At 37.3% G+C, this 12,136-nt stretch carries 16 protein-coding genes; all 16 read left to right on the top strand.

What is annotated here, in order from left to right:
* Positions 1-66: 66 nt before the first annotated feature.
* On the top strand, positions 67-411 hold the full coding sequence (locus BN6559_RS02710) for a histidine triad nucleotide-binding protein (protein WP_110953317.1): 345 nt from the start codon (positions 67-69) through the stop codon (positions 409-411).
* 88 nt (positions 412-499) lie between these two features.
* Positions 500-679: a 30S ribosomal protein S21 gene (gene rpsU / locus BN6559_RS02705; RefSeq protein ID WP_019553266.1), complete on the top strand. Its 180-nt coding sequence runs from the start codon at positions 500-502 to the stop codon at positions 677-679.
* A 24-nt stretch (positions 680-703) separates the two neighbouring features.
* Complete coding sequence (locus tag BN6559_RS02700) at positions 704-1,156, top strand: GatB/YqeY domain-containing protein (protein ID WP_110953316.1); 453 nt, start codon at positions 704-706, stop codon at positions 1,154-1,156.
* A 257-nt stretch (positions 1,157-1,413) separates the two neighbouring features.
* Positions 1,414-2,082 carry an NfeD family protein gene (locus BN6559_RS02695; RefSeq protein WP_110953315.1) on the top strand — a complete coding sequence of 223 codons (669 nt, stop codon included), beginning with the start codon at positions 1,414-1,416 and terminating at the stop codon, positions 2,080-2,082.
* Positions 2,083-2,142: 60 nt separating this feature from the next.
* Positions 2,143-3,138 carry a flotillin-like protein FloA gene (floA, locus tag BN6559_RS02690; RefSeq protein ID WP_407656740.1) on the top strand — a complete coding sequence of 332 codons (996 nt, stop codon included), beginning with the start codon at positions 2,143-2,145 and terminating at the stop codon, positions 3,136-3,138.
* Between the two features lie 5 nt (positions 3,139-3,143).
* A complete protein-coding gene (locus tag BN6559_RS02685) occupies positions 3,144-3,587 on the top strand; it encodes a hypothetical protein (protein WP_110953313.1) in 444 nt (147 codons plus the stop codon).
* A gap of 138 nt (positions 3,588-3,725) precedes the next feature.
* The gene (gene yqfC, locus BN6559_RS02680) at positions 3,726-3,998 is read left to right on the top strand and encodes a sporulation protein YqfC (protein ID WP_110953312.1); all 273 of its coding nucleotides are present in this window, start codon (positions 3,726-3,728) and stop codon (positions 3,996-3,998) included.
* The gene (yqfD, locus tag BN6559_RS02675; protein ID WP_110953311.1) at positions 3,988-5,163 is read left to right on the top strand and encodes a sporulation protein YqfD; all 1,176 of its coding nucleotides are present in this window, start codon (positions 3,988-3,990) and stop codon (positions 5,161-5,163) included. The genes yqfC and yqfD overlap by 11 nt, the downstream gene beginning before the upstream one ends.
* Before the next feature lie 12 nt (positions 5,164-5,175).
* Positions 5,176-6,159, top strand: coding sequence for a PhoH family protein (locus tag BN6559_RS02670; protein ID WP_234407798.1), 984 nt, complete (start codon positions 5,176-5,178; stop codon positions 6,157-6,159).
* Between the two features lie 114 nt (positions 6,160-6,273).
* Positions 6,274-8,355, top strand: coding sequence for an HD family phosphohydrolase (locus BN6559_RS02665; protein ID WP_199883696.1), 2,082 nt, complete (start codon positions 6,274-6,276; stop codon positions 8,353-8,355).
* Positions 8,273-8,737 carry an rRNA maturation RNase YbeY gene (gene ybeY / locus BN6559_RS02660; RefSeq protein ID WP_110953310.1) on the top strand — a complete coding sequence of 155 codons (465 nt, stop codon included), beginning with the start codon at positions 8,273-8,275 and terminating at the stop codon, positions 8,735-8,737. The genes BN6559_RS02665 and ybeY overlap by 83 nt, the downstream gene beginning before the upstream one ends.
* 3 nt (positions 8,738-8,740) lie before the next feature.
* A complete protein-coding gene (locus BN6559_RS02655) occupies positions 8,741-9,085 on the top strand; it encodes a diacylglycerol kinase family protein (protein WP_110953309.1) in 345 nt (114 codons plus the stop codon).
* 27 nt (positions 9,086-9,112) lie between these two features.
* Complete coding sequence (gene era / locus BN6559_RS02650) at positions 9,113-10,006, top strand: GTPase Era (protein WP_110953308.1); 894 nt, start codon at positions 9,113-9,115, stop codon at positions 10,004-10,006.
* 75 nt (positions 10,007-10,081) lie between these two features.
* Positions 10,082-10,702, top strand: coding sequence for a DUF502 domain-containing protein (locus tag BN6559_RS02645; RefSeq protein ID WP_110956242.1), 621 nt, complete (start codon positions 10,082-10,084; stop codon positions 10,700-10,702).
* A 192-nt stretch (positions 10,703-10,894) separates the two neighbouring features.
* Positions 10,895-11,047, top strand: a complete 153-nt coding sequence (locus tag BN6559_RS02640; protein ID WP_110953307.1) for a YqzL family protein — start codon at positions 10,895-10,897, stop codon at positions 11,045-11,047.
* 22 nt (positions 11,048-11,069) lie between these two features.
* Positions 11,070-11,813, top strand: a complete 744-nt coding sequence (recO, locus tag BN6559_RS02635) for a DNA repair protein RecO (protein ID WP_110953306.1) — start codon at positions 11,070-11,072, stop codon at positions 11,811-11,813.
* The last annotated feature ends 323 nt before the right edge of the window (positions 11,814-12,136 follow it).

Genomic DNA, 12,136 nt, shown 5'->3' with positions numbered 1-12,136 from the left:
AATAAAATATAATTTATAAAGAAGCCATAACATGTGATGTTTTTTTGAAAGGAGGTGTCGATTGATATGGACTGTATTTTTTGTAAGATTGCAAATAAGGAAGTTTCTACGAATTTTATCTATGAAGATGATCTCGTTGCAGCTTTTCCTGATGTGAATCCAGTAGCACCGACCCATGTGTTAATCATACCTAAAAAACATATTGCGAACCTCCTTGAATTGACGAATCAAGATAGTCAATTGATGGTACATATTATGACCAATGTTATTCCTACGATTGCCAAAGAACAAGGTTTGGCAGAACATGGCTTCCGAATGGTTGTAAATACAAAAGAGGATGGAGGGCAAACCGTTCCTCATTTGCATTTTCACCTGTTAGGGGCAAGAGCTATGGCTTGGCCACCAGGTTGATGTTGACAATAAAACTATAGTTCATGTATAATGTTTAGGTGTAGTTAAGCAGTACACTCCCATGTCGAGTGGAGGGGGGGAAGAATAGATGTCAGAAGTTAAAGTTGGAAAAAACGAAACAATCGATAGTGCACTCCGTAGATTTAAACGTACTTGTCAAAAAGCTGGTACTCTTGCTGAGGTTAGAAAGCGTGAACACTATGAAAAACCTAGTGTAAAACGCAAGAAAAAATCCGAAGCTGCACGTAAACGTAAATTTAAAGCTTAAATTTCGTTTCGGAGGTATTAAAATATGTCTCTTAAGGATCAATTAACTGAAGATATGAAGCAGGCAATGAAGGCGAGAGAGGAAGGCAAATTACGTCTTTCTGTGATTCGTATGGTTCGTTCTGCTATCAAAAATGTTGAGATCAATAATAAAAAAGAACTTGCCGAAGACGAGGTTCTTGATATAATCTCTAAAGAAGTAAAAATGCGCAGAGATTCAATGGATGAGTTTAAGAAGGCGAATCGCCAAGATCTTGTTGATCAGCTTGAACAGGAAATTGAAATATTATTGCCATATCTTCCTCAACAATTAACTGAAACCGAAGTTCGTTCTTTAGTTAATGAGGCTGTGGTTGCAAGTGGTGCTACATCCCCAAAAGATATGGGTAAAGTAATGGCAGTGTTGATGCCAAAAGTCAAAGGGCGTGCAGATGGAAAGTTAGTAAATACACTTGTGCGCGAAATATTAAATCAGTAAAATGAATCCAGTACTTTAAAAGTGCTGGATTTTATTTTTTATATGTAGGAATTTATCAAATATTTGTGGAATAGTATAAAAGCAGGGAATTTATCAAGATATAGTTTAATAAAGTATACAGTTTTACAGGGACGATTTAAAAAAGTTTTATTTTTAGGGATAAGAAGTTTATTAAAATAATTTTTATCGTCGGATGAAGAGATGTATTTTGTGTATACTCTATAAAGTATATCTAATCGAAGGGAGGATTTTATCGTATGCCGCCAGAGATTTGGGGCTTGCCAATGATAAAAATACTATTAATTACGATTATCTTTTTATCGCTGCTTGTTGAAATAAAAACTGCTGGTATGGGGATTGGTGCATTATTTGGTGTCATTGCAGCAGGGTTATTCTTTTTTAGTCAATTTGTGACGGGCATGGTAAGTTTTTTTGAAATTGCTGTATTTTTGCTTGGCATTTTGTTTATTGTTATAGAACTGCTTACGCCAAGTGTTGGCATATTTGCCGGGATTGGCGTTGTCGCTGTGTTATACAGCTTTATATTAGCACTTGGTGGAGGTAGTTCGGCTATTTATATACTTCTTATTAGTTTAGCTATTGCAATTATAGCGTTTGCCTTGCTAATGAGAAGATTGCCTTCAAGTAAATTATGGACAAAGATTATTTTAAAAGATACGTCAGCAGAGAGTAAAGGATATAACAGTGCAAAAGATTATAGTGCATTTCTGGGCAAGGAAGGTATTGTTATTACGGAACTTCGTCCGGCCGGGACTGCCTTGGTGAATCATACAAAACTGGATGTTGTGTCTGAAGGCCGATACATTGAAAAGAATGCAAAAGTACAAGTGGTTGCAATCAATGGGAGTCGTATTGTTGTAAGACAAATACACGAAATGGTACAGGAAGAAAAAGAGGAAAGCTGATGGACGTGATTTAATTTAGACAATTTATGATAAATTTAATTTAAAATGGAGGGATTGGTTTTGCAATATTTAGTAGGATCAGGGTTTTTACTTATTTTAATCGTTTGTGCAGTTATGGTTTTCTTGCACTTTGTTCCATTGGGATTGTGGATTTCCGCAATTGCGGCTGGTGTGAGAGTTGGAATTTTTACTTTGGTGGGAATGAGATTACGTCGTGTTCCACCGGGACATATCGTCATGCCGCTTATTAAAGCGAATAAAGCTGGAATTGAGGTCACTGTAAATCAATTAGAAGCGCATTACTTGGCTGGTGGTAATGTTGACCGCGTGATTGATGCATTAATTGCAGCACATCGGGCACAGATTCCATTGCCTTTTGAACGTTCTGCAGCGATTGATCTTGCTGGTCGAGATGTATTGGAGGCAGTGCAGATGAGTGTTAATCCAAAGGTGATTGAGACTCCTGTAGTTTCTGCTGTTGCTCAAAATGGGATCGAATTGAAAATTAAAGCACGTGTTACAGTTCGTGCGAATATTGATCGATTGGTTGGTGGTGCTGGCGAGGCTACTATTATAGCCAGAGTTGGTGAAGGCATTGTAACAACTGTTGGATCTTCGGGAGATCATAAAGATGTACTGGCAAATCCGGATCATATTTCAAGAACTGTTTTGGAGAAAGGCTTAGATGCAGGAACAGCCTTTGAAATTCTTTCGATTGATATCGCAGATGTTGATGTAGGACGGAATATCGGTGCTGAACTTATGACAGATCAAGCGGAAGCTGATAAACGAATTGCACAGGCCAAAGCAGAAGAACGTCGCGCAATGGCGGTAGCGAAAGAACAGGAAATGAAGGCTTATACACAAGAAATGAGTGCGAAAGTTGTTGAAGCACAGTCTGAGGTTCCTCATGCCATGGCTGAAGCACTTCGTGAAGGCAGAATCGGTGTGATGGATTATTATAATATGAATAATATTAAGGCGGATACACAGATGAGGGATGCTATTAGCAAAGCTGGTTCGCAGGGTCAAAATGATGACCTTCCTGTTCGGTAACGCATATGGAAATTATTTTTTTAATCGCTGCTTTTATTGTTTTCAGTCTTATCGCAGATGCAGTTGAGGGCAAAAAAAAGAAACAAAAAACGAATTTGCCGGGGGAAACTGATTACAAGCAGAAAACCGGGGAAAAGAAAAAACCGTCCCCAATTCTTATTCCGCCGATAAAAAGTGCACCGCCTAAAACGGAAACGCCAGTTGTGTATCGTGAGCCAGAGATGTCAACAGCTGCTGTGCAGAGCATGATGAAGTATTCAGAAGCGTTGAAAAATCCTAAAAAGCAGGACGAGGAAATACAGGCACCGTTTGTCGAGACGAAAGAGAAAACGCTAAAACCGCTAGATCTTCGTCCGGATGCTCTCTTTAATGCAATTTGTTATACACAAATATTACAGCCCCCAAAGGCTTATCAATATATGCGTACGCGTACGCGGCGGGACACCTAGCTTCAATGAACTTTGTTCCTAAATTATCTGTCCATAGTTTATTTGGAAATTGAGTAGACGTTACATTTTGTAGCGTCTACTTTTTTGTGTGATAGGTTATGTATTTTTGCATACATATAGTATGAAGGGGTGAGGGAAATGCGTAGGCGGAGTAAATTGGTACGTTTGGCAAAAGCTTTGGATTTGCCAGACGATATTGTTTTTGATTTACCACGAATTATCATGCTTGGAAATCAACAGCTTTTGGTAGAAAATCATCGTGGCATTATTGAATACACCTCTTCTTGTATCCGAATTAATCTAAGCCAAGGTTGTTTATGTGTGCGTGGAGAGAAGCTGACATTAGGGCATTTACAGAAGGAACAGATTTTAATTGAAGGAAGTGTGGAGGAACTCAAATATGACACATAAAATTTCTAGCTATATGCAAGGTGCAGTGAAGATCAAAGTACAAGGTGAAAATCAAGAACGATTTATGAATCTTTGTATGACAAAGCAGATGCAATTATGGGGTGTAAGAAAGCTAGACGGATGTGTATTTATTTGGCTGTCACTTAGCGATTTTTTTCGCATTCGTGATGTTGTGAGGAAAACCGAAGTAAAAATCACAGTGATAGATTCTTACGGTTTTCCCTTTTTTATAAAACGTCTAAAAAAACGCAGGATATTTCTTTATGGTGCAGTTGTCTTTATGATTGCAATTTATATATTGAGCAGTTATATTTGGTTTATCGATGTTGCGGGTTTGAAAAATATTCCAACAAAAAGAATTCAGCATATTATAGAAGCAAAGGGCTTGCGTGTAGGGAATAAAAAAGAAGAAGTTAAAACAAAAGAGCTTGAAAAAGAAATTTTATTATCTATTCCCGAGGTTGCTTGGGTTGGCATCCATTTTACGGGTACAAGAGCTATTGTTGAGGTCGTTGAAAAAGTGACAGCGGAGCAGGAAGATAAATCACCGGCGGATTTGATTGCCAGTAAAGCAGGAATTATTAGTGAGTGCATTCCTATATTAGGGGAGAGTAAGGTCGCTGCAGGTGATTATGTAAATGTGGGTGATGTATTAATCAAGGGAATTGGGAAGAATAGTGAAGTAATCCGTGCCAAAGGTATTGTAAAGGCGCGTATTCAATATGAAAGCATTGGAGAATCTAAATTAGAAGAAACACAGTATACCTTAACAGGAAATTCAGAGTTCGGGATTAAAATGAATTTTTGTGGCAATGTAATTGATTTAAAACGGGCCAATCTAAATACTTTTGCAGCGTACGAGCATGAGGTTATTCGTAAAAATCTGCTTTGGTGGAGGAATCATGACTTTGTTGTCGAAACTATTATAGATGTTTATCGTGAATTGGAGGCCAATACGATTGTATTGGATGAAATAGAAGCGGAGGATACTGCTGCGCGTGAAGCTTTAACCGAGAATAGTATGCAAATTCCGCGCGATGCTTATGTAGTAGCACAGAAGGTTACATTGCTGGAGCCAGAAGAAGATCGTAATTTAATACGAGTAAAACTTGTAATAGAAACGGAAGAGCTGATTGGGATGTATAACCAATATAATGAAGAATAAGGAGGACGAGTTTTGCAAGAATTTTTGGAGAAAAGTTTTCAGTTAAAAGATAAAAGTACAGCATTAGCGCTATTGGGGCATAATGATGAATATATGCATGTGTTTTGTGAAAAATTTGATTGTAAAATAACGAGTCGTGGTGATGAAGTCATCATGAAAGGAGAAGCAAGTGAGGTTTTAAAGTTAGAAAAGCTCTTACAGGAGCTTTTGTTTCTATATAATCAAGGAAATACGATTACTATGCATGAGATCCTCTATAGTATTAATTTAGTGCAAAATAATCAAGAAAGTAGTTTGCATGATTTATTTCGTGATATCATTTTAGTTACCGCTAAAGGCAGGCAGATAAAGGCAAAAACATTAGGGCAGCGTGTTTATTTAAATGCGATTAAACAAAATTATATTACATTTGGAATAGGTCCGGCTGGTACAGGAAAAACTTACCTTGCCGTAGTGATGGCAGTAGCTGCACTGCGCAATAAAGAAGTGCAGCGTATTATTCTAACAAGGCCTGCTGTGGAAGCTGGTGAGCGACTTGGTTTTTTGCCTGGTGATCTACAAGATAAAGTCGATCCGTATTTAAGACCTTTATACGATGCACTATATGATATTTTAGGAGCTGAAACTTATCAAAAATTTATGGCTAAAAATATCATCGAGGTAGCGCCGCTTGCGTATATGCGCGGACGAACGCTTGATGATTCTTTTGTTATTCTGGATGAAGCGCAAAATACGACGACGAAGCAGATGAAGATGTTTTTGACAAGGTTGGGGTTCGGTTCCAAAATGGTAGTGACTGGAGATTTGACGCAAACGGATTTACCTAAGGGGATGTTATCTGGTTTAACGGAGGCTCAAATGGTTTTATCGAATATAGATGGGGTAGGCTGTATTCATCTTACCGACAGTGATGTAATTCGACATGAAGTTGTAGGGCGGATTATTCGGGCTTATGATACATATGAGAGAAAAAATGCGATGCAAGCAGAAAAGTAAGGCAGGTGATTTTGATTGCATTTTATAAATTCATACTTGCGGTTGTTTTTATTAAAGTTAGAGAAACTACGAACTAGACGTGCGATGACACGGATCTTTCTAGGTGTAGTATTTTTGCTTTTATTTGTCGTGATCATTGCTGTTGATATCATATCAGATAAAGTAGCTGTTGAAGAGGGACAAGTAAGTGATCGTGATATTATTGCATCGCGTACTGTATCTTACATTGATACGGTAAAAACAAAAAAATTAGAGGATAATGTTTTAGCGAGTGTTGCTGATGTGTATGATTTGGATGTTACAGTGTTGGTGAAGGCAGAAGATGAAATCAATACGATTTTTAACGTATTGCAAAGTGCACATGAAGGCGAATCTCTTTCGAAGGAAGATGTAAAACAAAAATTTTTAGCAAATTTGCAAAATTTATCATTAACGGAAGAAACCTTGGATATTTTAGTCCAGTTTGAAGTGAAGGAGTCTGCAGGAGTACGAGAAAGCAGTTTAGCGATTTTGCGAAAATACTTACAGCGTGGTGTACATGGGGATGATCTAGAAACTGCAAAAAAATATATTGCGCTTGAGGTAAAGGAACTTGACTTAGATGAAAATCAAAAAATTATTGTAAAAAATTTAGTCGATAAATTTTTAGTGTCAAATGTTATCTTAAATGTGAAAGAGACTGAAAAACGAAAGCAAGCTGCAGTTGCAAGTGTGGAACCGGTACGAGAGACTGTTCGGAAGGGACAAGTTATTGTTCGACGGGGTGACATTATCACAGCATCTCAAATTAATATGATGGATGAAGTTGGGCTGCATAAAGGGCAATTGAATGAACAGCGTATGATTGGTTTAACGGTTTTTGTTATTGTGGTTATGTCGATATTACTACTGTTTATTTATAAGTTTGAACATGCAGTTTATGAGAAAAATCTGTTATTGCTTTTACTTAGTTTGATCATTCTTATTGCGCTGGCTTTGGCTAAAGTCGTGCATTATTATTCTTATTTTGTAGCACCTATTGCTACGGGGGCATTACTGACAGCAATTTTAATTAATCCACGTGTTGGTATGGTCGTAAGCTTAGCGCTTGCAATGCTGTTTGGCTTGATTGTAAACTATGATTTACGTGCAGTAGCAGCAGCGCTTTTGAGCAGTACTGTAGGCGTTTATAATGTGGCGAAAATGGCACATGGTTATAGTTTGACGATGACAGGCATTTGGATTGCCATTGTCAATTTTTTAGTCATTGGTGCGACTGGATTAATGATACAGGTTGATTCTTATGAGCTTTCGATGCAATGCTTGCTAGGGGTAGTGAATGGGATTGGATCTGTCATCATCACTACAGGAATTTTACCTTATTTAGAGCATGCTTTTAATGTAACTACACCAATTAAATTGCTGGAGCTTGGTCAATCCAATCATCCACTTATGCAGCGTTTGCTGCTTGAAGCACCGGGAACTTATCATCATAGTGTCTTGCTGGGAAATCTTGCAGAGGCAGCGGCTGATGTGATTGGTGCGGATCCAGTGACAGTCCGGGTGGGTGCTTATTATCATGATATCGGTAAAATAAAGAGACCCTACTTTTTTGTAGAAAATCAATTTGGCGGAGAAAATCCACATGATAAAATCGCACCAACTTTAAGTACTTTGATTATAACTTCTCATGTGAAAGATGGATTAGAGTTATGTCGTGAATATAAGCTGCCAAAAGTGATATCTGATATTGTAGCGCAACATCATGGCACTCTACTTGCTTCATATTTTTATCGGCGGGCAACAGAGGGGGATCATAGTGAGTGTATCATTGAGTCTGATTTTCGGTATGAAGGACCAAAACCGCAGACAAAAGAGGCGGCACTTATCATGATTGCGGATGCGTGCGAGGCTGCGGTTCGTTCTATCAGTAAACCGAATGCCAATCGCATTGAAGCTATGGTGCGTAAAATTATTCGCGAGAGATTGAATGATGGACAATTTGATGAATGTAATTTGACGTTGCGAGATTTAACGCAAATCGGCGATGTCTATCTTCGTATTTTATCCAGTATGTTTCATTCACGTATAGAATATCCAGATTCGATCAAAGAAATAGAGAGGAAAAGTAAGAATGGAAGTAATATTAAGCAACTTTCCACCGGAAGTGACGGTCATGCCGAAGATAGAGGAGACAGTGAGGAAAGTAATAAATAAAACTGCAGAGTTGTATGATTTAGGGACGGCAGAAGTGAGTGTAACGTTGACAAATAATACGCATATACAACAAATTAATCGTGAATATCGAAATAAAGATGCTGCCACAGATGTAATTTCGTTCGCTTTAAATGAAGGCGAAGAACCTCAAATCATTGATGGACCGGAAATTAACATGCTTGGCGATATTCTTATTTCAATTGAGCGGGCAGTTGAGCAGGCGGAAGCGTATGGTCATAGTGTAGAACGTGAGGTAGCATTTTTGACTGTGCACGGAATGATGCATTTGTTAGGATATGATCATATTGATGAGGAAGACCGTAAAGAAATGCGCAAAGAGGAAGAATATGTATTACAGCATTTAGGCATTTCTAGAGAATAGACGATGAAAAGTGCAAATGTTTTTGAATCCTTCCGTTATGCATTGCGTGGAATTTGGTATTGTCTGCGAAATGAACGTAATTATCAAATTCATGGAATTGCAGCACTGCTTGTTTTTCTTTGTGCATGGTATTATGAACTGGAGCGTTATCAATGGTACATTTTATTGCTTACAGTGATGAGCGTTTTAGTTTTGGAGATGATCAATACAGCTATTGAATTGATCATAGATCTGATATCACCAGAGTTTCATCCAATGGCTAAAATTATTAAAGATATCACAGCAGGTGCAGTATTGATCGCAAGTATAGCAGCAGTTGTAATTGGAGTTTTAATATTTTTTTATTAGTATAAGGTTTTGATAAGGAGAATTTTTATGGAAAATAATAATTATAAATCTGGCTTTGTCGCAGTAATCGGCAGACCAAATGTGGGGAAATCAACATTAATTAATGGGTTAATTGGACAAAAAATTGTAATTATGTCCGATAAACCGCAGACAACACGAAATAAAATTTTATGTGTACTGACGCAGGATGATGCACAAATTTTGTTTATTGATACACCGGGGATACACAAACCTAAACATAAGCTTGGGGAATATATGGTGAATGCAGCTGAAACTACGTTGAAAGAAGTAGACGTTATTTTATTTGTTGTTGATGCCAGTGAGGACATCGGTGCTGGTGAATTATATATTTTAGAACGTCTTCAATCAACAGATAAGCCGGTTATCCTAGTTGTCAATAAAATTGATAAAGTCTCCAAACAACAAGTTTTACCGGCGATATCACGTTACTCTGATCGATATAGTTTTACTGGTGTTGTACCGATTTCTGCAAAAGAAGAAATGAATTTGGATAATTTACTGGTAGAAATAAAAAAATATTTGGAATATGGGCCACAATATTATCCAAGCGATATGGTAACAGATCAACCTGAGCGGTTGGTTATTGCGGAGCTGATTCGTGAGAAAGTGTTACATTTAACGCGAGAAGAAATTCCGCATGCAATTGCTGTAGACATTGAGGAAATGTCTACGCGTAAGAATGAAGATATCTATGTTAGAGCGACGATCTATGTAGAACGTGAATCTCAAAAAGGTATCGTAATTGGAGCAAAAGGTGCATTACTAAAAGAGATTGGCGCATTGGCACGAAAAGATGTAGAGAATTTACTTGGTTCAAAAGTATATCTTGATCTATGGGTAAAAGTAAAAAAAGATTGGCGCAATCGAGATGGAATTTTACGTGGCTTAGGCTACGAATAAATGATAGGAGCGTATGCAAATTTTGGCATACGCTTATTCCTTATGATTGAATTAGCTTTATGTAGAGGTGCAGGAATGAAAGTTATATCTAAGTATTTTTTTAATGGATTAATAGTGATTGTGCCAATTGCAATTACGATTTTTGTTATTGTTGAAATTTTTTCTTTCACAGAAACTTTGCTGGGCAGGCATCTACCGATTCAATTTCCCGGAATTGGACTTATTACGGTTTTAGGCTTGATTTTGCTGGTCGGTTGGTTGTCCTCTTACTGGATTTTACAACGTTTAATTAGTTTTGGTGAAAGTCTTTTAAATAGAATACCTTTTGTCAAATTTATTTATAATAGTGTTAAGCATTTGTCCACAGCTGTGTTCGAGTCTAATAATTTATTTAATGAGGCAGTTTTAGTTCCTTATCCACATGAAGGTGCAAAAGCCATTGGCTTTATTATGTCTGAGTTATCAGAGCCATTAAAAGAAAAATTAGATGGGGATTATGTTTGTGTATTTGTGCCGTGGAGTTTAAATATGACTTCGGGAACAAATTTAATTGTACCTCGCAGAGATGTTATTTCGCTTGACATCAGCAGTGAATCGGCCCTGCAGTATATACTTACGGCTGGGACCGTTATGCCTAGGCATGAAGGTGAGGATGTAATTGCAGAAAAAATAACAGGTGTTCAAAATGAAAAATAAAATTTTCCTAAAAATAGTATATTAAAATTTTGTTTTCCTCTTTATATTTTTCCTTAAATCGGCTATCCTATTAATAGAGTTATGTTTTCAATGTTCAACTAGATAAATAAAGAGTGTTAAAAATCATTTTTATTTAAGCATTATTATAAGTAAATGTGAATTGACATAGCATTTGCGAAGGGATGATGTAATATGTTGTTGAAAAATGTGATGTGGGATATGTTCCAAGATACAGGGCGGATTGAGGCATATTTATTTTATCGGAATTGTGAAGAGGAACATGAAACAGATGAATTGATAAACGAAATGAATGGAAAAGAATTTTCACAAAAATTAGAGCATTAATAAAAATAAGTCAGGTGTTTTGATGGCACAATATTCGACAGAAGCCATTTTGTTAGCAGTACGTAACTGGGGAGAATCAGATAAAATTATTACTTTTTTTTCAAAAGAATTAGGTAAGATAAGTGCGATTGCTTATGGCTGTCGCAGGCCTCGATCTATACTTGCTGGAGGAATGCAGGCATTTAGCCATTTAGAGCTTCACGTTGCAGAGGGAAATCATTTAGATACAATTAAACAATGTGAGACGATTACATCGTTTAAACTTTTACGTGAAGATTTAGTTGCTATGGCTTATGCAAATTTTTTGAGTGAAATTGTTGTAGAGATTTGCCCGGAAAGGCATCCGGAGCCCCATATATATGATGTGTTATTGGCTGCGCTTCCAATGCTGTCAAAACGTAATCCGCGTCTTGTTGCATTAGCTGCAGCTTATCAAATGTTGGAGTATACGGGGTATCAGCCGATCTATACAGAATGTGTAATTTGTGGTGAAACTATTGAGACGGATGCGTTCTTTTCTTTGGAAAAAGGCGGCGTTGTTTGTAAGGCGTGCAAGGCATCCGAAATGATGGATATGCCGATGAAGATGCAAGGGTTTATTCAAAATCTATTAAATCTGAATTGGATTGAACCGGAAACATTTAGTATAAATGGGGCTATTTTAATGCAAACAGAAAATGTATTGCTGAATTATTTAACCTATTTGATTGAAAAACCACTAAAATCTTTGTCATTTATTAAACAGTTGTCTATGCTTAAGCCGTAAATCATAGATTGACATTACTTGGACAATTTGCTAAACTAAAATCATATTTTGTAGTTTAGTATGCAGTAAAATTAAAGCGATGCAGGAAAGAGTAATTTATCGTTATCAGCGAGCCGGGAGTGGTGAAAGCCAGGCAATTAAGATAAATGAAAGGCGTTCTGAAGCTGTGAGAGGAAAGTCCAATAGGGCGAGTAAAACTCATGATAGAGATAAAAGTGGGTCAAAGGCCAATCAGGGTGGAACCGCGGGTGAATTAGCATCTCGTCCCTGTAACAAAATGTATTGTTACAGGGACGAGATGTTTTTTATTTGCTGCTCGCTTA

This window comes from Massilibacillus massiliensis (genome assembly GCF_900086705.1).
Taxonomy (GTDB): domain Bacteria; phylum Bacillota; class Negativicutes; order FLKF01; family FLKF01; genus Massilibacillus; species Massilibacillus massiliensis.
The sequence above is the reverse complement of the archived record's forward strand: the minus strand, read 5'-3'. Positions and strand labels throughout refer to the sequence as shown.